Origin of the sequence: Janthinobacterium sp. SUN073, from assembly GCF_030397665.1 — a bacterium.
Taxonomy (GTDB): domain Bacteria; phylum Pseudomonadota; class Gammaproteobacteria; order Burkholderiales; family Burkholderiaceae_D; genus Janthinobacterium.
In genome coordinates this window covers 27,029-49,773 of sequence record NZ_JAPUBT010000009.1, presented here as the reverse complement: position 1 = coordinate 49,773, position 22,745 = coordinate 27,029, and the positions used below count along the sequence as shown (strand labels likewise).

At 61.0% G+C, this 22,745-nt stretch carries 20 protein-coding genes and 1 tRNA gene; 2 read left to right on the top strand and 19 right to left on the bottom strand.

Annotated features, from left to right (window positions below):
• Positions 1 to 35: 35 nt before the first annotated feature.
• A complete protein-coding gene (locus O0882_RS21485; RefSeq protein ID WP_289951314.1) occupies positions 36 to 1,130 on the bottom strand; it encodes a type II asparaginase in 1,095 nt (364 codons plus the stop codon).
• 133 nt (positions 1,131 to 1,263) lie between these two features.
• Here O0882_RS21485 and O0882_RS21480 point away from each other — a divergent pair, with 133 nt between their 5' ends.
• Positions 1,264 to 1,791, top strand: coding sequence for a tetratricopeptide repeat protein (locus O0882_RS21480; protein ID WP_289951313.1), 528 nt, complete (start codon positions 1,264 to 1,266; stop codon positions 1,789 to 1,791).
• Between the two features lie 265 nt (positions 1,792 to 2,056).
• Positions 2,057 to 3,004: an acyltransferase gene (locus tag O0882_RS21475; protein ID WP_289951311.1), complete on the top strand. Its 948-nt coding sequence runs from the start codon at positions 2,057 to 2,059 to the stop codon at positions 3,002 to 3,004.
• Between the two features lie 169 nt (positions 3,005 to 3,173).
• On the opposite strand, the gene O0882_RS21470 is transcribed toward O0882_RS21475, so the two are convergent.
• From O0882_RS21470 to O0882_RS21385, 18 genes are all read right to left on the bottom strand, one after another.
• The gene (locus O0882_RS21470; RefSeq protein WP_289951309.1) at positions 3,174 to 3,857 is read right to left on the bottom strand and encodes a class I SAM-dependent methyltransferase; all 684 of its coding nucleotides are present in this window, start codon (positions 3,855 to 3,857) and stop codon (positions 3,174 to 3,176) included.
• A 303-nt stretch (positions 3,858 to 4,160) separates the two neighbouring features.
• A complete protein-coding gene (locus O0882_RS21465) occupies positions 4,161 to 6,608 on the bottom strand; it encodes a TonB-dependent receptor (RefSeq protein WP_289951308.1) in 2,448 nt (815 codons plus the stop codon).
• A 106-nt stretch (positions 6,609 to 6,714) separates the two neighbouring features.
• Entirely contained in the window at positions 6,715 to 7,698 is a 984-nt protein-coding gene (locus O0882_RS21460; protein WP_289951306.1) for a siderophore ABC transporter substrate-binding protein, read from the bottom strand.
• A gap of 1 nt (position 7,699) precedes the next feature.
• Entirely contained in the window at positions 7,700 to 8,470 is a 771-nt protein-coding gene (locus tag O0882_RS21455; protein WP_289951303.1) for an ATP-binding cassette domain-containing protein, read from the bottom strand.
• Entirely contained in the window at positions 8,467 to 9,417 is a 951-nt protein-coding gene (locus O0882_RS21450) for an iron chelate uptake ABC transporter family permease subunit (protein WP_289951301.1), read from the bottom strand. Before O0882_RS21450 ends, O0882_RS21455 begins: the two co-directional genes overlap by 4 nt.
• Complete coding sequence (locus O0882_RS21445; RefSeq protein ID WP_289951298.1) at positions 9,414 to 10,391, bottom strand: iron chelate uptake ABC transporter family permease subunit; 978 nt, start codon at positions 10,389 to 10,391, stop codon at positions 9,414 to 9,416. The genes O0882_RS21450 and O0882_RS21445 overlap by 4 nt, the downstream gene beginning before the upstream one ends.
• The gene (locus O0882_RS21440) at positions 10,388 to 12,157 is read right to left on the bottom strand and encodes an ABC transporter ATP-binding protein (protein ID WP_289951296.1); all 1,770 of its coding nucleotides are present in this window, start codon (positions 12,155 to 12,157) and stop codon (positions 10,388 to 10,390) included. The genes O0882_RS21445 and O0882_RS21440 overlap by 4 nt, the downstream gene beginning before the upstream one ends.
• Complete coding sequence (locus tag O0882_RS21435) at positions 12,151 to 13,917, bottom strand: ABC transporter ATP-binding protein (RefSeq protein ID WP_289951295.1); 1,767 nt, start codon at positions 13,915 to 13,917, stop codon at positions 12,151 to 12,153. The genes O0882_RS21440 and O0882_RS21435 overlap by 7 nt, the downstream gene beginning before the upstream one ends.
• A 103-nt stretch (positions 13,918 to 14,020) precedes the next feature.
• Positions 14,021 to 15,001, bottom strand: a complete 981-nt coding sequence (locus O0882_RS21430; protein ID WP_289951293.1) for a FecR domain-containing protein — start codon at positions 14,999 to 15,001, stop codon at positions 14,021 to 14,023.
• 3 nt (positions 15,002 to 15,004) lie between these two features.
• Complete coding sequence (locus O0882_RS21425) at positions 15,005 to 15,523, bottom strand: sigma-70 family RNA polymerase sigma factor (RefSeq protein WP_289951291.1); 519 nt, start codon at positions 15,521 to 15,523, stop codon at positions 15,005 to 15,007.
• 121 nt (positions 15,524 to 15,644) lie between these two features.
• On the bottom strand, positions 15,645 to 17,057 hold the full coding sequence (locus tag O0882_RS21420; protein WP_289951288.1) for an oligosaccharide flippase family protein: 1,413 nt from the start codon (positions 17,055 to 17,057) through the stop codon (positions 15,645 to 15,647).
• A 21-nt stretch (positions 17,058 to 17,078) separates the two neighbouring features.
• The gene (locus tag O0882_RS21415) at positions 17,079 to 17,627 is read right to left on the bottom strand and encodes a dTDP-4-dehydrorhamnose 3,5-epimerase family protein (protein ID WP_289951286.1); all 549 of its coding nucleotides are present in this window, start codon (positions 17,625 to 17,627) and stop codon (positions 17,079 to 17,081) included.
• A gap of 55 nt (positions 17,628 to 17,682) precedes the next feature.
• Positions 17,683 to 18,606: a glycosyltransferase family A protein gene (locus O0882_RS21410; RefSeq protein ID WP_289951285.1), complete on the bottom strand. Its 924-nt coding sequence runs from the start codon at positions 18,604 to 18,606 to the stop codon at positions 17,683 to 17,685.
• Positions 18,607 to 18,715: 109 nt separating this feature from the next.
• A complete protein-coding gene (gene ychF, locus O0882_RS21405) occupies positions 18,716 to 19,807 on the bottom strand; it encodes a redox-regulated ATPase YchF (protein WP_219136128.1) in 1,092 nt (363 codons plus the stop codon).
• 215 nt (positions 19,808 to 20,022) lie between these two features.
• Positions 20,023 to 20,607 (bottom strand): aminoacyl-tRNA hydrolase, encoded by a 585-nt coding sequence (pth, locus tag O0882_RS21400; protein ID WP_071079737.1) that lies wholly within the window; start codon positions 20,605 to 20,607, stop codon positions 20,023 to 20,025.
• A 115-nt stretch (positions 20,608 to 20,722) separates the two neighbouring features.
• A complete protein-coding gene (locus O0882_RS21395; protein ID WP_289951281.1) occupies positions 20,723 to 21,331 on the bottom strand; it encodes a 50S ribosomal protein L25/general stress protein Ctc in 609 nt (202 codons plus the stop codon).
• A 166-nt stretch (positions 21,332 to 21,497) separates the two neighbouring features.
• Entirely contained in the window at positions 21,498 to 22,448 is a 951-nt protein-coding gene (locus tag O0882_RS21390) for a ribose-phosphate pyrophosphokinase (protein WP_034753270.1), read from the bottom strand.
• Positions 22,449 to 22,598: 150 nt separating this feature from the next.
• Positions 22,599 to 22,675 (bottom strand) — tRNA-Gln (locus O0882_RS21385).
• Positions 22,676 to 22,745: the final 70 nt, after the last annotated feature.

Sequence of the window (22,745 nt, the reverse complement as noted above, 5' to 3'; positions counted from 1 at the left end):
GCTCAGCCAATAAGGCTGGCCTGGCACGAGAAGGATCAATACGTGTAAAAAATACGCTGGATTTCTTGCGTACTGTTGGTCTTGGTCAAGGCCAGCATCAGCAGGATGCGGGCTTTTTGCGGGTTCAGGGTGTCGGACACGACACTGTCGAGTTCATCGTCGTTGGCTTCGCCATTGCGCGCCACGATGCCCTGACCGACGCGGCTCGAACGCACGATCAGCACGCCCTTTTGGCGCGCTTCCACCAGGGCCGGCTTCATTTGCGCGGCCACGCTGCCATCACCCACGCCCGCGTGGATGATGCCCTTGGCGCCAGCGGCAATAAACGCGTCCATGCCGACACGGTTCATGTTGGCGTAGCCATACACGATGTCCACTTGCGGCAAGGCATCGAGCTTGCTGATGTCAAATTCCGATTCCAGGGTGTGCTTGCGCGTCGACTGGCGGTAGAAAAAGGCCTTGCTGCCCTGGATGTAGCCAAGCATGCCCAGTTCCGGCGACTTGAAGGTGTCGGTGGTCGACGTGTTCGTCTTGGTCACTTCGCGCGCCGCGTTGATCTGGTCGTTCAAGGCCACCAGCACGCCCTTGCCCACGGCTTCCTTGCTGCCAGCGAGCATCACGGCGTTGTACAGGTTGATCGGGCCGTCAGCCGAGATGGCGGTCGATGGCCGCATGGCGCCCACCACGACCACGGGTTTGTGGCTCTTCACGGTGAGGTTCAGGAAATACGCCGTCTCTTCGATGGTGTCGGTGCCGTGCGTGACGACCACGCCATCGACATCGTTCGAGGCCAGTAGCACGTTGATGCGCTTGGCCAGGGCCAGCCAGTGGCTATTGCCCATGCTTTCACTGGCGATCTGGAACACTTGCTCGCCTTTCACATTCGCCACTTTTTTCAGTTCCGGCACGGCCGCGATCAGGCGCTCGACGCCCACGGTGGCCGAGGTGTAGCCGACGGTGGTGGTGCTGTCGGCGCCACTGCCGGCGATGGTGCCGCCCGTGGCCAGGATCACCACATTCGGCAATTTGACGGCCGCCTCTTGCGCGCGCGCGGGCGCGGTGGCGACAAAACTCATCAGCAAGGTGGCCAGCATCAGCTGTGCACAAGAATGGAATTTGCGTGAAAACATGGTGCTCCCGAGAGGTGTACTGTCAAAAATAACAAAGTCGTGTGCAAATTATATGTCATCAGTGCCGCACAAATCCCCCAATTCATGCGTCCCGCGCAAACGTGCGCGCCCTTGCTTGCGCTACAGTGGCGCCATGTCCACACTACTCCCCTTCCGCGCTTGCCTCGTCCTGCCGCTGATCCTGATCGCGCTGGGCGCCTGCTCCACGCAAACCGAACTGCGCATGGCCGCGCAGCAGGAGCAGTTCGCACGCGAGGCGGCCAGCCAGGGCGACTGGGCGCAGGCCATGCGCAGCTATGAGGCGGCCGTCGACAATGTCGAACTGGGCCGGGGCGACTTCGCTTGGCAGGCGCGACTGCATCACCAGGCGGGACGCGCCGCCAGCGGGGCCTGCCGCTACGATGCGGCCGAGTTTCATTTCCGCCAGGCCATCGCGCTGGCAAAGAAGAGCGAACGGTCGAGCGCCCTCAGCTACAAGGCGCTGATCGACCAGTATGAACGCCAGGGCAAGGCGACGGAAGCCTTGGCCGTGCGCAATGAACTGGGCTGGCCTCAATCGTGGGCGCTGGGCGCATTTGCTGACCGGGAATCGCTGCCAACGATGGCCGGCCGCCCCAATCATGAGCCGTGCAAGGCATCGCCTACACCAGCGATGAATTGAGGCAATCGACGGCTGACATTGTGAAAAAACATCTCCACATGTACATTTCTTTCCTCTATGACAAGGAATTAAGGGTTAGCGTATTCCTCAAGACCTTACTATAATCATGTTCCCACAACTGACAGGCTGCACTAATGCTTCAGAAATTCTCCTCAATTCAAATAATTAGAGCAATTGCAGCGCTGTCCGTCGTAATGTTTCATTCTCACTTCGTAGTCGCCTCATTCCCAGATGAATATAAAGTCACTCTTCCATTTGTTTATAAATGGGGTTATCTCGGCGTCGATCTTTTTTTGTCGTTAGTGGCTTCATCATTGCCCATATCGCAAGCAAGGGAAAAATTCAACCGGCATCGTTTTTAACAAGACGCTTCTTCAGAATTTACCCCCTATACTGGATATTTTGCGGGCTGGCTGTCTATCTGCAACTATACTACGGCTACAACCTTGGCGGCGGCGACCTGGGAATGTCGGAAATCATCAAGTCTTTTAGCATCTTCCCGCTGGAAAATCATCCACCCTATGCCGTCGGCTGGACGCTGGAACATGAAATAATATTCTATCTCCTGAGTGCGATTATTTTATATTTTTCCAGGTTAAGAACATTAATCATCACTCTCGCCTTGCTTGGCGGAATCGGCATGGCTTTACCCATCCTGATAAATCAGGGCACACTCCCACCTTTCTGGGATTACCACTTATTGTCTGCGACTCACATTAACTTTCTAACAGGAATTCTGATTTACAAAAATCAAGATCGACTTTTGAAATTCAAATCGGCTGGGCCGCTGCTTGCCTCTATCATTGTATTTCTCATTTGGGAAAACATGCTGGGTTGGCCAAACTCAAGCTGGAACACCTTGATTACCACATTGGGAACCAGCATATGTTCAGCCCTGTTAATTATGGCCTTCTTGAATTCAGAGAAATTAAATGCCAGCAACACAAACAGTTTTTGGCACAGCAGATACACAAAATTCATGATCGCCATTGGCAACGCATCATTCTCACTCTATCTGGTTCACTGGGTCCTTTTCATGGAGCTCGGGCGCAACAAATGGAAGATCGAGTTCGAACTGCCGGATCACTGGGCTGAAAATTATCGGATAGCCATCACTGTCGCCACCTTACTTCTGGCATTTATCATGTACAAACTCATAGAAACGCCATTGATTTCACTTGGTCATCGCATTGCAAAACGCCTGGAAAAATAGGGGGTATGCGCCAGCAAACGGCAATCCGGATACCGGACGAGCAAGCGAGTGGAGGGCTGTAGAAACACCGAATAAAGTCTGCAGCACCTTACGATTTGGTGGCGCCTGTGCTCGCCGGTGCTAGGGCATGGCCGCCAACCAGCAATTTCGTCCGTTGACGACTGCTTTGTCAGTCCTTGCCATATGGCTCGGGTTCTTTGTAGAGGATGCAGATGGAAACACGCTCATCGCTATCGAGCGTAAAGGCATGTTCGCTATGGGAAAAGCTGTCTTTGGCGACCAGATAATAATGACCGCTGGCAGTAAAGAAATCCGCATAGGACGTCTTGTAGGAAAAAAGGCCGGGCTTGTGATGATAGGTCCGCTTGTGGCGATAGCCTGGATCGAAGTCCAGGATGGCAAGAAACCCGCCGCTCTTCAATACCCGGTCAGCCTCGGCAACAGCCTTGAGAATTTCCGTCCGGTCTACCAGGTACAGGCAAAAGCCAAAGTACACCAAATCCATGCTGGCATCGCCGTGCGGAATGTGCGACGCGATCGAAACGTCCAGTTGAACATTAATATTAGGAAATTTATCCATGCCTTCGCGCACGGCCTCGGCAGAGGGATCGATGCCATGGCCCTGTGCAGCAAAAAACTGGCTGAGATCCGCCAGTTTGACGCCGTTGCCACAGCCGATTTCCAGGATATGCCCGATACGGTCACGATGACTGGCCAGGACGCGCTTGATCGTTTCGTTCTCGTAGAATGACTTCTGCTGGTTCAAGGTAGATCGATTGCGGTCAAACCAGCGATCACCCTCCCCCTCCAGAAATATCTGGCATTGCGTTTGCGCTAAGGAAGTCATCACCATGGCTAACCCTTTGAAGTCTTGTTCCTGGCCGCGAGCAGCCAAATCCCAACGATATCGGTTCCTGCAAAATGGTGCACTACTTCGCATGCGCGCACTGCAGGCATGATTTTTTCACAAACATTCAAAAAATAGTAACATCAATCCTGACACTGCGCGTCTTCTGGCTTTGATTTTTATCAGTTGTGGTAGCGGTATTTTTTGGGCCCAAACCCGGAAGCCGATCTGGGCAAGCAGCAAGGCCCGAGAACGACAAAGCCCCGCACAGGCGGGGCATTGTCAAACAGCAGGTGCGACACACCGCCTTCAAAAATCCATGGTTCCCGACAGCATGAAAGTGCGCGGCGCGCCCAGCCCCAGGCTGGTCCATTGCGGTAACGCCCAGTACGCCTTGTTGCCCACGTTGCTCACGCTGGCGCGCACGGTCAACGGCCGGCCGGCGGCACGGGTGGCATAGCGCGCGCCCATGTCAAATACGCTGCGGCCCGGTACCGACATGGAATTGTCTTCATTGATGTATTGCTTCGATGCCGCCGTCGCGTTCGCCGTCAGGGTCAGCCCCGGCACAGGCGGCGCATCCCACTCCACGCCCAGCTTGGCCTGCAGCTTGGGCACGCCCGCCGCCTGCTTGCCCTGGTTGACACCGTTATTCGTCCTGGCCAGGGTCGGGTCCACATAGGCGATACCGCCCATCAGGCGCACGTCGCGCACGGGCGAGCCAAAAAATCCCCAGTCGACGCCGCGGTTGCGCTGCTCACCGCCAAAGGAAAAGACATTGCTGACCGGATCAACATAGCTGCCGGGGCGTTTGATTTCATACACGCTGAACGTATGGGCGAATTCGCCCAGGTCGACCTTGACGCCAGCCTCCATCTGCTTGGATTTGTACGGGGCAAAGACTTCCCCCGCGTTGGCCGCCGTCATGGGAGCCGTCGCACCCTGGCTCAAGCCTTCGATGTAATTGGCGTACAGCGCGATATTCCTGGCGGCTTTGACCAGCAAGGCGACGGCCGGCGTCGTGGCGGCGGCGTCATAGCGGGAGGTTCGCGCGCCCGTCTTCACATTGAAGCTGTCGTTGAGCACTTCCTGGCGTCGCAAGCCCGCCGTCAGTTGCACTTGATCCTGCGCAAACGACAGGGTATCGACCAGTCCGACACTGGCCAGGCGCAGTTCCGTCTTCGAAATTTGCGGCGCCTCGAAGCGGGTCGCTGGACCCCAGACGGGATGGTAGATATTCGTGATCCAATCTTGCGCCAAGGTATTCCTGCGACCGAACTGCTGGTCCGTGTGGTGGTAATACGTGGCGTTGGCCGCCCATTGATGGCTGATGCCGGCTGTGCGGAACTTGCCCTTCACGCCCACTTCCGCCGATTGTTTTTCCAGCTTAAAACCCAGGTCCGCCAGATTGGTGCGGTAGTCGCCAGCCGCATTGAACACCTGGATCAGGTAGGCGCCCGTCGACTGGTAATCGGCCTTGCCGGCGCCGATGGCGGCATACGCCATCAGTTGTTCGTTCACATCATATTCGCCGCGCAGCATGGCGCCCTTGTCCTTCGTGTCATAGAAGGCCCAGCTGGGATTGAGCAAGGTCTCCGGTTTTGGCGGACGCGGCACGGGCAGGCCGGCGGCCAGGTTGACGCCACGGTTCAAACCCCGCGCGCGGTCTTCGCTGCTGTACAGGTCGGCGGACAGGCGCGCACCAACGCCGCGCCAGTCGAGTCCTACCGACGCAAGTTGTGTCTTCTTTTTCTGATGCTCGATGGCGCCTTCGCCGTCGCGGTAGACGCCGTTGATGCGGATGCCGAATTGCTTGTTTGCACCAAAGCGCTGACCCATATCTACATGTCCACCGAACTGGGAATCCGACATATACGACGCCGTCACGCGCGCCAGCGGCGCCTCGCCCGCGCGCTTGGGCACCAGATTGATGCTGCCGCCCACCGAACCGCCCGGCGGCATGCCGTTGAGCAAGGCCGAGGGGCCTTTCAGCACTTCGATGCGTTCGAACATCTCGGGAGAAGTGCGGTACACGGGCGAGATGCCGAACAGCCCGCCAAACGCGACGTCGCTGGTGCCGGAACTGAACCCGCGTATCGAATAATTCTCGCCGATGATGCCCGTCATGCCGCTGCTGAAGACGGTAGGGTCGGCAGCCGAGATCACATCGGTGATGTCGCGCGCTTGCCGGTCTTCGATGAATTTATCCGTATAGCTGATGGTGTTGAACGGGGTTTCCATGAAATCCTTGTCGCCCAGAAAACCCACGCGCCCGCCGGACGCCACTTGCCCACCTGCATAGGCATCAGTAACAGTGTTGCCTGTGCCCCAGACCGTCACGGCCGGCATGGTTGCGGCGGCCTCTGCACTGGCGCTGTGCGCCGGCTCGCGGCGCAGCGTGTAGCTGCCATTGCCCTCGCGCACGGCCTGCAAGCCGTGTCCACGCAGCAATTCATAAAATCCTTCGGGCACGCTATAGCTGCCGGACAGGCCGGCGCTGTTCTTGCCCTGCAGCAAACCTGCATCGACCGTCAGTTCGACCCCCGCCTCGGCAGCAAAGGTGTTGAGCGCCAGGCCCAGCGCACCGGCCGGCACGCTGAACGCTTGCCGGACTTGCGCCGCTTGCGCAAAGGCCTGCGGGGCCGCCACGCCCAGCGCCCCCACGGTCAGGCCCGTGACGAGCGCCAGTTGCACGGCGGTGGCGATACGGCTCAGGTTCAAGGCGGGAAGGTGGCGTGTCGCCATGCGTGTTGCCATAAGTTAAGTCCTTTTCAGATGGGATGATTGCTTGTTCTCACCCTATCTCCCGAACGAAAAGGCAAAACCCTCAATGCAAATACGAATCATTAAAAAATAGCTCGTATTATTGATACCCCCTGAGCACGTCGTCGATCACCCGTTTCAGCGACGTCACGCTGGCTGCCGTGATGTACCAGGCATCGGCATCGACGAAGACGACACGGCCATTCTTCCAGGCATTGGTCTGGCGCAAGAGCGGATTGGCCATCTGTTCGGCCGTCATGACGGGACGGTGTTCCATCACGGCCGTACGGTCGACAACATAAATGATGTCGGGATTGGCTTGCTGGATGAACTCGCTGGAAATGGGCTGCCCATGCAAGCCCGCTTCGACGGCCGTGCTGGCCGGTTTCACGCCCAGCGCATCGAAGACGAAGCCGTAGCGCGACTGCACGCCGAATGCACTGAAGGCGCCGTTGTTGTGCAGCACGATCAGCGCCCTCTCGGGACGGTCCTGCGTCACCTTGCGCGCATCCGCCACCTTGGCGTCGAGTTCCTGCGCTTTCCTGCTGGCGATGTCTTCCTTGCCGAAGATACGCCCCAGTGTCAGCAAGTGCTGCTTGACCACCTCGATGTGCTTGCTCTCGCTGTTCTGGTAATCCACGTCAAAGTGCAAGGTGGGCGCGATCTGGCTCAGTTCCTGATAGTGGTTGGCCTGGATCGACGTCATCAGCACCAGGTCGGGCTGGAGCGCGTGGATATGTTCGAGATTCGGCTGCACGATGGCGCCCAGGTCGCGGATGCCCTGGTCGTCCTTGTAGCGGGTGAGAAAGTGCGGCACGTAATCCTTCACCATGCCGGCAACCGGCACGCCCAGCTGGTCAAGGAAATCGACTTCATTCATGTCGAGCACGGCCACGCGCCGGGGACGCTGTTCGATCACCGTCGTGCCCAACTTGTGCACGATGGTGATGGGAGCAAACGCCGGCTGTGTGGCCGAGGCGGCAGGCGCTGGCGGTGCGCTCGCCGTCTTGTCGGTACAGCCTTGCAAGACGGCTAAGGCGGCGACCAGCACGGCCAGCGCGCAGAAAGATTTGTTGCAGATCATCTCAAGCTCCTGTGGGGGTAAAGTAATTGCAGACACAGCCGCGTTCGTCGCGCACGATGTGGAAATCGATGTCGTACAAGGCGCGCAAGCGTTCCCCGGTGACGACCTCGTGCGCGGGGCCGGAAAAGCGCACGGCGCCGCCCTGCATGGCGACGATGTGGTCCGAGAAATTGGCGGCGAAGTTGATGTCGTGAATCACCAAGATCACCGTGCGGCCCTGCTCGTCGCACAGGCGGCGCAGCGCGCGCATGATCTGCACGGCGTGTTTCATGTCCAGGTTGTTGAGCGGCTCGTCGAGCAGCACAATGTCCGTCTGCTGGGCAATCGTCATGGCCAGGAAGGCCATCTGGCGCTGGCCGCCGCTCAGTTCATCGACATAGGCGGCACGCAGCGCTTCGAGCGACAAAAAGGCGATCGCCTCGTCGATGGCCAGCCGGTCCTGCGGCGTCAGCGTGCCACGGCTGTAGGGGAAGCGGCCGAAGGCGACCAGCTCTTCCACCGTCAGGCGCAGGTTGAAATCAGGCGACTGGCGCAAGGTGGCCACTTGCCGTGCATAGTCAGCAATGCGCATGTCCGCGATGCTGCGCCCGCCGAGCAGAATTTCCCCCTGATCCGGTTCCAGCAGGCGCGCGATGAGCATCAGCAAGGTGGTCTTGCCGGCGCCGTTGGGGCCGATCAAGGATGTCACTTTCCCCTTGGGAAACTGCGCGCTGACGTTGGCCAGCACGCGCCTGGCGCCGTAGCTTTTTTCGATATGGTTGACGTGGATCATGCGGTGCCTCGGGTACGGACCATGAGCGCGAGGAAGTACGCGCCACACACCAGGTTGACGAGGATGCCGACCGTGGTCCGGTAGTTAAAAACGTGCTCGACCAACAGCTGGGCGGCCAGGAAGATGACGATGGCGATGGCGCAGCCCAGGGGCAAAGTGACGCGATGGCGCGCAGTGCGGGCCAGGGCATACGTTGTGTTCGCCACAAAGATGCCCATGAAGGCCGTCGGACCCAGCAGGCTCGTCGACACCGCCACCAGCACGGAGATCAGCGCCAGTTGCAGCTGCACCATGCGCCGGTAATCGATCCCCAGCGAGATGGCTTGCTCGCGTCCCAGCGCCAGCACGTCGAGCGCCGGCAAGGTTTTCAGCACGGCCACGCAGGCGGCACCCACCAGCAGGGCCGAGGTCAACAATTGTGCGGGCTGCGCCTTGTTGAACGATGCCTGGCTGAATCCCTGCAAGATGGCAAATTCGCCCGGGCTGATGCGCAGCTGGATGAACTGAGTGAACGTAGCGATCACCATCGTCAGCACGAATCCCAGCAGCAACAGGAAATACACGTTGTTCTTGCCATCACGAAACAGCCAATAGTGGATGGCCCAGGAATACGCCAGCATCAGCGCGATCGACACGACAAAATTGCCGTTGTGTCCCAGCAGCACCACGCTGTGCATGCCCATCGCGAGGATCAGCAGCGACTGCAGCAGCAGGTACACGGCTTCATAGCCCATGACGGCCGGCGTCAGGATGCGGTTGCCGGCGATGGTCTGGAACACGATGGACGACACGGCCACGCAGACGCCGCCGATGGCAATGGCGGCCAGGCGAGAGATGCGCTTGGGGATGATGTAATCGAAGTCAAAATTCGCGCCGAGGAAGAGAAAGGCCAGCGCCAGGGCAAACACGGCCAGCCACAGCGTCCGCTGCTTGAATAGCCGCTTCATCGCCGCCCCCGGATGATCAATATGAGGAACAGCAGGCCGCCCACGCCGCCAGCCGTCAGGCCGATCGGCACCTCGAACGGGTAGATCAGCAAGCGTCCGGCGATGTCGCAGGCCAGCAGCAGCGAGGCGCCGCACAACGCCACGATGGGCAGGGTGCGGCCCAGATTGTCGCCATGGCGCAAAGCCACCAGGTTCGGAATGGCCAGCCCGACAAACGGAATCGCCCCTACCGTGATCACCGTGGCCGCCACGGTGACGGCCACCAGCATCAGGCCCAGCGCCACCGTGGCCGCATAGTTCAGGCCGAGGCTGGTGGCCATCCTTTCTCCCATGCCCAGCACGGTAAAGCGTTGCGCGTACAGATACGTGAGGGCAACGATGGGCAAGATCAGATAAATGATTTCATAGTTGCCCTGCACGATGCGCGAGAAATCGCCGAGCAGCCAACCCTGCATGCTTTGCAGGATGTTGTTGCGATAGGCATAAAACTCGGCCACGGCACTGAGTACGCCGCCATACACGAGGCCGATGACGGGCACCAGAATCGTGTTCTTGAAGCGGATACGGCGGATCAAGGCCACGTACAGTACGCTGGCGGCAAGGCAAAAGGCCAGCGCGAACGCCATCTTGCCCGCCGTGCCCGCTGCGGGAACTACCGTCAGCGACACGAGGATGCCCAGCTTGGCCGCGTCGAGGCCGCCCGAGGTGGCCGGCTCGACGAATTTGTTGCGCACGATGTGCTGCAGGATGACACCGCAGACGGACAGGCCGATACCTGTCAGCACCAGCGCCGCCAGGCGCGGCAGGCGGCTGGCCGTGAGCGTCAGCCAGGCATCGGCGGACAGCGCGTCGGACAGCACGCCGGAAGACAACGATGGTGACAGCAGCTGTGCCCACTCCATCTGCCTGGCGCCGACCAGCAAGGAAGCGCAGCAGAGCAGTATGAAAAGAAAAAGCAGACGCGCGCGTGTCAACTGCCGGACTCCGGCGCGCAGGCGATACGCCAGCCCTTGGCCGCCTGGCGCTGGGCCAGGAAGTAGGCATACAAGCCATGCTGAGCGCGCAAGGTGGCTGGCGCGCCCTGCTCGCGGATCGTGCCGCCATCGAGCACGACGATCTGGTCGGCCATGGCCACCGTCGACAGCTGGTGGGCGATGACGATCACCGTGCGCTTGCCGCGCAGCCGCGCCAGCGCCTCGGCGATGGCGGCCTGGTTTTCCGCATCGAGCGCGGCCGTCGCTTCGTCGACCAGCAAAATCGGTGCATCCTTGACCAGCGCGCGGGCAATCGCGATGCGCTGGCGTTCGCCGCCGGACAGGCGCGCGCCGCCCTCGCCCACCGGCGTAGCGAGTCCCTGCGGCAGGCGGGCGATGATCTCGGCCACGCCCGCCTGGCGCGCCGCATCCAGCACTTCGGCATCGGTGGCGCCGGGCTTGCCGAGGCGGATGTTGTCGCCGATGCTGCCCTGGAACAGATAACTATCCTGGAAGATCTGGCTGATCTGCCCTGCCAGTTGTTCGCTGGACATATTCCGCACATCGACGCCGCCCACCAGCACTTCACCCTGGCTAGCGTCGAAGAACCGCGCGATCAGACGTACTAATGTCGTCTTGCCGGAGCCGGAGGCGCCGATCAGCGCCGTCATGCTGCCCGGTGCAATGTGCAGATTGATGTCCGTCAATACGTCGGCCTGCTCCTGTACATAGCGAAAACCTACGCCGCGCAACTCGACGGCGCCATCGCGCGGCGCTTGCGGCTTGTGCGCTTCCGGCAGCGGCTGCACGGCGAAAATATCGCGCGCCGCGTCGAGCGGCCCCCGCGCGCCGCGCAGCACTTCGCCATAGCTGGCCACTTCCTGCAGCGGATCGACAAAGCGCACCACCAGCAGCAGCGCCACGATGACAGAAATAGCGTCACCCGCAGCCGATGCCGCACCCAGCAGGCCCTGCAGCCACAGCGCGGCGGCGGCCAGCAAGGCGGCGAAGATGGCTTGCACGGCCCAGGCGTTAAGCACCGACGACAGGGCCGACAGATAGATCAGCCGCGAGCCGGCGTGGCGTTGCCCGTCGATGGCTAGCCGCAAAAAGCGCGTACCGTCGCCACCGCCGTTACCATTGAAGGCGCGCAAGACGGATTGCGCTTGCGCAAACTCCACCAGGCGCTGGCTGGTCTGGGCAAAATGCCGGTGGTAGGCGTCGTCGGCGCGCTGGCCCAGGTGCGCCGTGAGCCGCAAGGCGCCCGCCAGCAGGGGCAGCGCCAGCAGCGCCATGACGCCCAGCTGCCAGTGCAGCGCGAACAGCGCGGCCAGCAGCACCAGGGGTGTGACGGCGCCGCAAATGACGGGCGTGAGCACGTGGGCCGGCAGTTGCGCCACGTTCATCATGCCCTGCGTGATGACGTGGCCCAGTTTCGCCGTGTTCTCCGGCGTGAACCAGCCGACGGGCAGGCGCGCCACGTGGTCGCCCAGGCGCTGGCGCGCCCCTTGCAGCACCGTCACGCCCACGCGCACGCCCGCCTTTTCCACCTGGCGCCGCCAGCCCCAGCAGGCGACCAGCCCGGCCAGCAGCACCAGCAGCCACAGGGCCGCGCCGCCCGTGTCACCAGCCAGCAGCCGGCCCAGCGCCAGCACCAGCGCGGTGATCGTCAGCCCGCTGAGTACGCCATACGCGACGGCCATGGCACAGTAGCGGCGGAAGACAGGCGCATCGTCTCCCAGCAATTGTATGAAAGTCTTCAGCATGACGGGCTCGCCTCTTCCTGGGTATCCTGGTAACCGCCCAGCGCCCACAGTTGCGCGTAGCGGCCCTTGTCTGCGAGCAATCCGGCATGACTGCCCTGCTCGACGATGGCGCCGCTCTCGACGACGATGATGTGGTCGGCGTGCATGATGGTATCGAGCCGGTGCGCGATCACCAGCAGGGTGCGGCCCCGGGCAAAGCGCGACAGCGCATCCTGGATCGCCACCTCGTTTTCCGCGTCGGCCGCCGCAGTCGCTTCATCGAGCACCAGCACGTTTGGATCGAGCAGCACGGCGCGGGCGATGCTCACGCGCTGCAACTCGCCTCCGGACAGTTGCGCATCCTCGCCGATCACGGAATCGTAGCCACGCGGCAAGGCCAGGATGCGTTCGTGGATGTTCGCCAGGCGCGCCGCTTCCTCAACCTCGTCGCTGCTGGCCGTAGGCCGCCCCAGCGCGATGTTCTCGCGCACGCTGGCGTGGATCAGCCGCACTTCCTGCAGCACGAAACCGATGCGCCGGTACAGCTCGGGCGTGGCGATGTGGCGCAGGTCGACGCCGCCCAGGGTGATGCGTCCCTCGGTCGGGTCGAAAAAGCGCAGCAGCAGCCGCGCCAGGGTCGACTTGCCGGAACCGGAGGCGCCGACGATGGCGGTCACCGTGCCAGCTTGCAAAGTGAAACTGATGTCCGACAGCACCTTGTTCTGTCCGTCGTAGGTGTAAGCAACGTGTTCGACTCGGATCTCGGTGCCGTTCGGCAACTGCTGCTGGTCGGGCGCCGGCTGTGCCAGCACGGGTGTATCGAGCAAGGCTTGCACGCGCTGGGCGGCGCCCGTGGCGTTGTTGAGGTCGTGCGTCAGGTAATGCAACAGCAGCATGGGCGCGGAGATGCCGGGCGCCACCAGGGAGAACGGCAGGATGTCCACGGGCGCCATCCAATCCAGCGCCACGAAGGCCGTACCGGCAAGCACCACCACGCCCAGCACGGCGACGGGCGCGATCAGCGCATTGGCGTTGGCCATCGAACCGACCAGCGGACGCGTGAATGCGGCAAAAGAGTCGGCGAAAGCGTCGACGGCCGCGCGGTAGCTGCCATGCGCACGGCCCGTGGCGCCGAAAGCCTTGACCACGGGAATGCCATTGACGAACTCCACCACCGCATTGTTGATGCGCCCCATGCCGGCGACAAATTGCTCCATATTGCTTCCGCTGGCCTTCATGGCGCGGCCGAAGAACAGGAAAAATCCGGGAAATGGCAGGATAGCCACGAGGGCCAGGCGCCAGTCCATGGCGAACAGATAAATCACGGAAATGGCGATGGCGCCCACGGCGCGTCCCGTCGTCGTATAAAAATGGGCAGTGAGGCTGTGCAGGGTGTTGATGTCATCCTGCATCGCCTGCTTGACCTCGCCCGAGGCCCGGCTGGTGAACCAGCCCAGCGGCACTTGCCCCAGGCGCTGCATGGCTTGCAGGCGCAACTGGTGGGTGAGGCGGTTGTCGGCCAGATGGGCTGCCAGCTCGCCCAGCGACATCAACGCCATGCCAAGGAACAGGCAAGCGACGCTGGCGATGATGATAGGCCAGAGCTCGCCTTGCGCCAGCGCAGGGTCCAGGGCGATTTGCGCGATGTGTGCGATGCCCGCCAGCGGCACCAGGGTGAGCATGGAACCTGTGCCGGCCAGCATGGCGGCGGCGATCAGGCGTCTGCGGATGGGGTGCAGTATCCGGCTGATCGGGCCGGCTTGGCGGCTTGGGCTACTCATGGAGAAAGCGGGGAAAAACGTGCATAAGTTCAATGGATAAGGGTGGCTCTTACCCTATATCCCGAACGAGAATGCCAAACCCTCAATCGCGCGTGCGAAATTATCAGGCAGCGGCCTGGGGGATGGCTTGCACCGTGACCCAGTAGCGCGTACGCGCGACCACCTGCACCGGCAAGGCCAGCGCCAGGTTGTGCAGCGCGCGGTCCGTATCGCGCAAGGAAAACACGCCGTTGACGCTCAGGCTGGCCACGGCCGGGTCGCAGCGCAACAGGCCGGGCCGGTAGCGGGCAAGTTCCGCAAGCAGGTCATCGAGGCGCATGTTGTCGGCCACCAGCACGCCTTTCGTCCAGGCTGCGGCGCTGGCGGAGGCAGGCGCGCCAGACTGTACGATGTCGGCCGAGAAGACGGCGCCCTGGCCCGTGGCGATGCGCACGGGCCGCTCCGGCGCATGCGCGAGGCGCACCTCGACGGCGCCCTCGAAGACGGCGACGCGCGACGTGTGTTCGTCTTGTCGCAAAGTAAAACGCGTGCCCAGGGCCCGCACCGTGCCGTGGCGGCCCTGCACGCGGAAAGGCCGCTGCGCCGGATCGGGATCGTGCGCCGTGGTGACGAGGATTTCCCCTGCCCGCAGGATCAGCCGGCGCTCGCTGGCGTCGAAGCGCACGTCGATGGCGGAAGCGGAAGCGAGCATCACGCGCGTACCGTCAGGCAACATGATTTCGCGAATTTCCCCTTTCTCCGTAGCGTGGCCTGCCATGGCCACTTGCCAGGCATCCGTGCCGCGCGCCGCATATAGCATGCCGCCCACGGGCAACAGCATGGCCAGCAACTTCAGGGCACGGCGGCGGTTCAGGTAGGCGGCGCAGGCCGGTTCGCGCAGCGCATGGCGGGCCACGTCGCGCGGCACGCTGTGCAGCCTGCCTTCGAACGCTTGCAGGCGCTGCCAGGCGAGGTCGTGGTGCGGATGGGCAGCGCGCCAGCGGGCGCAATCGGCCTGGTCCTCGTCGCTGGCGTCATCGGACCACAGGCGCGCCATCCACCGGGCAGCCTGCCGGACGATGGCCGGCGCAATCAGCACTTCCATGGCTCAGGCATCCTGCCCATGCAAGGCCTGGTAGCAGGCCAGCAAGCCGGCGGCGATATATTTTTCAACGGACGAAACAGAAACGTGCAGTTCGGCGGCGATGTCGCGGTAACTCATGCCGTCGAGCTTGCACAGCAGCAAGGCTTGGCGCGCCTTGGCCGGCAGCCGGTGCAGCACGGCGTCGATTTCCGCCAGCGCTTCCAGCACCAGGGCGCGCTCTTCCTCGGACGGCGCCAGCGCTTCGGGCACCAGGGCCAGCACTGCCAGGTAGGCCGCTTCGATCTGGCGGCGGCGGTACAGGTCGATGACCATGCCGTTGGCGATCTGCGTCAGATGACGCCGCGACTCCCCGGCCGGCGGTACGCGCCCCGTCTTCATCAGGTGCAGGTACACGTCGTGCGCCAGGTCGGCTGCATCGAAGGCATTGCCCAGCTTTCGGCGCAACAAGCCCCGCAGCCAGCCATGGTGGTCGGTGTACAAACTGCGGACTTGCTGCTGAAGCGCTAACTCGGCGGTGCTCACGATACCCTTCCTGTCGCCAACGGCCGGCAAGAACAGGCGCATCGGATTATAAATGAGAATTATTCTCATTGTACGCGGAGTGACAAGGAAAGCGCAATACGGCTATGCGCAGCAAATGCTGTCAGCCCTGCTGTTGGACCGGCCTCAGCAGCCTGAAGGCGGCCCACAGCGAAGGCCGGTAGACGTGCAGTGCGGCCGCCAGCAGCACGCACCATGCCAGCGGGGCAAGCGGCCCCAGACGCTGCGCAAAAAACGCATGGCCCGCCGCCAGCAGCGACAGCAGGACGGCACTCAGATACAGCGAACGGCGCGGCAACGGACGCCAGACGCGCATGCCCAGTTCCGTCTTGATGACAAAATACACGAGGAAACCCAGCAGCTGCGCCACGGCGGCGCCCGTGGCGCCACAGGAAGGTACCAGCAAGGCGCCGATCAGCAACGTCGTCAGCAAACCTGGCGCGAAGGAGAGGATGACCAAGGCGGGCCGGCGGGCCAGATTGATGCCGACACCGGTCACTTCCGCCAGGGCATACAACAGCGGCTGGCCCACGGTGGCCACCGCCAGATAGGCGACGCCATGATAGTTGGGAGGCAAGACCCATCCGATCAGCCAGGCAAGAGCGCCCGCCAGGCAAAAACCCACGACCACGATGGCCTGCGCATGACGGCAAATGGCCGCGATATTCGACAGGTCGCCGCCGACGGCGGCCCATTTGTGCACTTGCGGCACCCAGACAATCGTAAAAATCGACTGCACCAGCCAGGCGCCGGCGGCCACGCGCGTGGCCAGCGCATAAATCCCAAGCTCGTCAAAGCCGGCAAAGAAACGCAGCAAACCCATGCCGGCCGACAGCATGGACAGGTAGAAAATACCGCTCACCAGCAGGGGCCCCGCCTCGGAAAGCAGGCGCCGCAGCAGCGCGCGGTCCATGGCGGCGTTCCAGGCTTGCGCCAGCGATGCGCGCGCATGCCACAGCAGCCAGAGCGTGACCACCCAGGTGGTGGCCACAACCAGGCTTGCCAGGTGCACGAAATTGCGCTGCGGATCCCACCACAGGACAGGCAGCAGCAACAGCAGTGTGATTTTTGGCAGCACCTGCGCCAGGCTGAATACCCAGGCGCGCTCCTGCATGCGAAATAACTGCGCGATCAGGCGATTGGCCAGGGCGCTCAGCATGCCCGCAGCGAACAGGAAGGCCAGTGCTGGTTGCGTCACATCAAATAACAGTCGCGCTACCGGCATGGCAAACACGAATATCACAGCCAGCGCCACCGGGGCGAGCAGCACGGCCGGCAGCAGGCACGCTTTCAGCAAGCCGCTACGACTCGTGCTGTAATGGTATTCATGCAGAAAGGCCTTATCCAGCCCCAGCGACAGCAGCAAACCGGCCACCGTGCACGCGGTCATGAAGAAATCCAGCTTGCCGATGTCGGCAGGGGGAAACAGCCAGGCTACGGCAGGCACGATGGCAAGGCTGCACAGCAGCGACAAAATGGGACCGGCTGAAAAACCCGCGAGACGGTTCAGGCGCATCGTTCAGCCGGGCCAGGCATCTCAGCCGTGCCTGTCGTTGGAAAAGCGATACGGCACCGTGTCCGAATCGGCCGGCACGCGCCAGTGGTCCGGTGCATCATAGCGATACGCATGGTCCACCGCATTGACGAGGATGGCAGGCGTGCTGCAGTAATTTTGCACACCATGCCAGACGCGCGGCGGCACGACGAGCAGGCCGGGACGCTTGGTGCCCAGCTTGAATTCGTTGAGCATGCCAAAGGTGGGCGAGTCCTCGCGCGCGTCGTACAGCACCACGCGCATCTGGCCTGCCGCCACGAACAGACGGTCCGTCGTGATGGCATGCGCATGCCAGGCGCTCAGTCCGCCGGGCTCCAGGGTCGAGGCGAATATCTGGCCTATCTGGGCTGCATCGGGCACCCATTCAGTCCGGAAAATTTCCGTCAGGCTGCCGTACGCCGTCAGCACGGGCTTGATTTCCTGAAAGATCACGCCATCGATCAAGAAAGGAGCCGTCGGCTTCCATTCCTTGGTAATGCTTTCACCATCCTGTTTCGCGCCAGCCAACAACCAGTTATTTTTCTCAGCCACCAGATTTACCCCCGAAATTTTATAAAAATGCGCTTATGTATTGCCAGCGTATTATCTATCGCCGCGGCATGTCCTTTAATCCCCGGCGGCGGCGTAATTCACGTATAAACGTCCCTTTGCGCCAATACCTGAGCCAGAAACCGGGATGCGGCGGCCACAACCCCAACATATAACAAAGGCGGCGCGACAACACTTTCATGGTCGTCATGGCAGACTGTAGCGGCGCAATCAGCCGTTCATGGCCCACCTTGCCATATAGCGTGCTGACCGCCTGCAAAATATTCAGCGGATCTTGCATGTGCGCCCACCAGTATGCATGCTCGCTGTGCTGCCGGTCCAGATAGGCATTGCTGCGGCTGCCAGACTGGATCAGGATGGCGCCGATGCGGGGATGGGCCAACATCGGCCGTCCCGCACGATAGACGCGGTGCAACCAGGCTTGCGATGGCCAGCAGCGCACTTCCCATGATGGCTGCCATGGCCCGATCTGCCGGGCCAGTTCACACCGCATGACCCACAGGGTAGCCGGCACGTCCATCCACGGACGGTAAGGTTGCACACCGTCCACCAGCGCCCCCACCATGTGATATCCCACCGGCAAGACCACCAGTCCCTGGCCAAAGACCAGGTCGGCCCCGGTGCGCTCGAGGACATCGATATTACTTTGCAAATGATCGGGCAACCACAGGTCATCGTGGTTCAGGAATGCCAGATAGGTGCCGCGCGCCAGGCTGACGCCCATATTGTTTGGCCCCGTCTGCTCGCCGTAATTGGTTTCCAGATTCACAAAGCGGATACGCGCGTCGCCGAACGCGGCGACCACCTCGGCAGTATCATCGGTGCAGCAGTCACCGACGACAATCAGCTCCCAGTCCTGCAGAGTGCTGGCGAGTGCCGATTGAATCGCATAGCCGAGGATATTGCTACGGTTATACGTGGCCATGACAATGGAAACGAGCGGTTGTTTCTCTGACTGCATGGCTGGCCTTTTCAAATATACAAACAAAAATGCCGCCCAGATATATTGAGCGGCATTTCGCAATGGACTGATGCAATATGTTGCTGGTGTTCGCCAGCAAGCGTCTGTGCTAGACGTTGAACAGGAAGTTCAGCACGTCGCCATCCTTGACCACGTATTCCTTGCCTTCGGCGCGCATCTTGCCCGCTTCCTTGGCGCCGGCTTCTCCCTTGTAGGCGATGAAATCGTCATAGGCGATGGTTTGCGCGCGGATGAAGCCGCGTTCGAAGTCGGTATGGATCACGCCGGCCGCTTGCGGTGCCGTGTCGCCCACATGGATGGTCCAGGCGCGCACTTCCTTCACGCCCGCCGTGAAGTAGGTTTGCAGGCCCAGCAGCTTGTAGGCGCTGCGGATCAGGCGGTCCAGGCCGGGCTCTTCCAGGCCCATGTCAGCCAGGAAAGCGCCCTTGTCGGCGGCATCCAGATCGGCGATTTCCGCTTCCATCGATGCGCAGATGGCGACGATGGGCGCGTTTTGCGATTGTGCGTAGGTGGTCAGCTGGTCCAGCAGCGGGTTGTTGGTAAAGCCCGTGTCGGAGACGTTGGCCACGAACATGGCCGGCTTGGCCGTGATCAGGCACAAGGGCTTGATCAGTTCCATTTCGTCGGCGTCCAGGCCCATCGCGCGCACCGGTTTGGCGTCGTTCAGGTAAGGCATCATGCGTTCCATGATGGCCAGCAGCTTGGCCGCGTCCTTGTCGCCCGAGCGGGCTTTCTTGTTTTCGCGATGAATCGCTTTTTCCACGGTGCCCATGTCGGCCAGCGCCAGTTCGGTCTGGATGACTTCGATATCGTCGAGCGGGCTGATCTTGCCGGCCACGTGGATGACGTTATCATCCTCAAAACAGCGCACGACGTTGACGATAGCGTCCGTTTCGCGAATGTGCGACAGGAACTGGTTGCCCAGGCCCTCGCCCTTCGATGCGCCAGCCACCAGGCCGGCGATGTCGACGAATTCCACGATGGCGTTGACCGTGCGTTCCGGCTTGACGATGGCGGCCAGCGCATCCATGCGTGGATCCGGCACTTCAACGACGCCGACGTTCGGCTCGATGGTGCAGAACGGATAGTTTTCAGCCGGAATGCCGGCTTTCGTCAGTGCATTGAACAGGGTGGACTTGCCGACGTTCGGCAAGCCGACGATACCGCATTGGAGACTCATGGAAAACCTTTAATAATCAAAGCACATGGCGCCGTCTATCGGCGTGCTTGCCGTGCTGTTAGGGAAAACGGAGCTATCGCTCGCCGTTTTCCGGGAATGGTGCGTGTGCTGCATTTCAAGGGGTCAATTGTACCCCTGACAGGCGCGCTTCAAAAGCCCGATGATGGGCAAATGACGCCAAAACAGCCGTATCGTGACGCCATCAGGCCCTGTTCTCAAGCCGTATGCAGCTTCATGGTCGCCGCCTCGAACTTGCCTTCGACGATCTGCGGCATCACCTGCAAGGATTTCTCGATCGCTTGCTCGATCAATTCCTGGTCTTCGCGGCGCGGCCGGTGCAGCACGAAGTCGGCCACCTGCTGCTGCAGGCTCAGGGTGCGCGGGTGACCGATGCCCAGGCGCAAGCGCCAGTAATCCTGCGTGCCCAGCGCGGCCGTGATGTCTTTCAAGCCATTGTGGCCGCCGGCCGAGCCACCTTTCTTCAGGCGCGCAATGCCGGGCATCAGATCGAGCTCGTCGTGCACCACCAGCACTTCATCGGCGGCGATCTTGAAAAAGCGCGCCAGCGCGCCCACGGACTGGCCCGAGCGGTTCATGAAGGTCAGCGGTTCGAGCAGCCAGACTTCCTTGCCGGCGATCGACGTTTTTGCCAGCATGGCGTTATAGCGCGAATCGCGCTGCAAGCGCGTGCCGGGCAAGCTGTTGGCAAGATTGTCCACCAGCCAGAAACCGGCATTGTGGCGGGTTTGTTCGTATTCGGGTCCCGGGTTGCCGAGGCCGACGATCAGGCGTATGGGCATGGCTGTGTCTGCAATGAAAAAGAAAACATTATCGGTGAAAACAGGCAGAAAAAAACCCGCGCGGCGAACCTGGCGGGTTTTTCCTTGCGACTACCGCATTGCTGCGGCGGCAAAATTACTTCTTGTCGGCTTCGGCAGCAGCGGCTTCGGCTTCAGCGGCAACGTGGCCAGCCGGTACCGAAGCGGTAGCGATGGTCAGGTTGTCGCCATGGGCGACAACGGTCACGCCAGCTGGCAGGACCAGGTCGCCGACGTGCAGCGAGTGACCGACGTCGATGTTCGACAGGTCAACGTTGATGAATTCCGGCAGTTGGCCTGGCAGGCACGAAACTTCGATTTCGTTGGCTACGTGGCTGATGGTCGCGCCGTGCAGTTTGACTGCTGGCGAAACGTCAGCGTTGATGAAGTGCAGCGCCACTTTCACGTGGATAGCTTGCTTAGCGTCAACGCGCTGGAAGTCAGCGTGCAGAACCAGTTGTTTGTATGCGTGGACTTGGAAGTCGCGCAACAGAACTTGCTGGGAAACGCCGTCGATTTCCAGATCCAGGATCGACGAGTGGAACACTTCTTTTTTCAACGCGTGGTACAGGGCGTTGTGATCCAGCGAGATCAGCACCGGGGCTTCAGCGCCACCGTAGACGATACCAGGGGTTTGGCCGGAAATGCGCAGGCGGCGGCTCGCTCCGGAACCTTGCAATTCGCGTTTAAATGCGATAACTTTCATGTGAAACTCCAAGAAGAACAAGGCTTGCGCCTTGTGTTATGAAGATTCCCGCGACCAGGAATCTTCGGAAATGGGCGCATACGCACCCCGAAAACTAAAACACTGCGGCGCAACAGGCAAAAAGCCGGTCGCGCCGCAGGCATTACGTCTGTTTCTATTTACCGAATTAGTCGATAAAGAGGGAAATAACCGAATCACCCTTGATGATGCGCTTGAACGTCTCGGCCAGCAGCGGCGCGCACGTCAATTGACGAATCTTGCCGCAGGCCAGGGCCGCTTCGGACAGGGGGATCGTGTCGGTCACGACCAGCTCATCGAGTGGCGAAGCCGAAATACGGTCGATCGCCGGGCCCGACAGCACCGCGTGCGTGCAATACGCCACGACTTTTTTCGCGCCGCGCTCTTTGAGCACTTCGGCAGCCTTGGTCAGGGTGCCTGCCGTGTCGACCATGTCATCCATGATCACGCAGTTGCGGCCTTCGACTTCACCGATGATGTTCATCACTTCGGACACGTTCGCTTTTGGACGACGCTTGTCGATGATGGCCAGGTCGCAGCCCAGGCGTTTAGCCAGGGCGCGCGCACGTACCACACCGCCGACGTCCGGCGACACCACCAGCAAATCCTGGTAGTTTTTCTTTTGCAGGTCGCCCAGCAAAATTGGCGAAGCGTAAATATTGTCGACTGGAATATCGAAGAAACCTTGAATCTGGTCAGCGTGCAAGTCCATGATCAGGACGCGCTCGACACCGGCTTCTTCCAGCATGTTCGCCACCACCTTGGCCGAAATCGCCACACGCGCGGAGCGGGGACGACGGTCTTGGCGGGCGTAGCCGAAGTAAGGAATCGCGGCGGTGATGCGGCCAGCGGAAGCACGTTTCAAGGCATCAACCATCAGCATGATTTCCATCAGGCTGTCGTTGGTTGGAGCGCAGGTGGATTGCAAAACAAAAACATCCTTGCCGCGCACGTTTTCGTTAATCTCGACCATTACTTCGCCGTCGGAGAATTTCGAAACGTTTGCTTTACCGAGAGGGATGCCGAGGTTTTTTGCGACCCCCTCTGCCAACGCTGGATTCGCGTTGCCGGTAAAAACCATCAGGTTTTCGTAAGCCATGGGAGTCCCAAGAGGTGATATAGAAGTCTTGAAAAGCACTAACCGGGCATAGGCCCGGTCAGTCATTGTTTAGAATATGCCGCGTGGCGACATATCTGCTTTTTCCCGCACTGGACGCCAACTTCGCATCGACAGACTACGGTGAAATGGTGGCAGGGGAAGAAGGATTCGAACCTTCGCATGCTGGAATCAAAATCCAGTGCCTTAACCAGCTTGGCGATTCCCCTACGTTACTGACTGCTTGCCGTCATGTTGGCCAGTATTATACCGACTATTTGACGCTAAGCAAAATCTTTT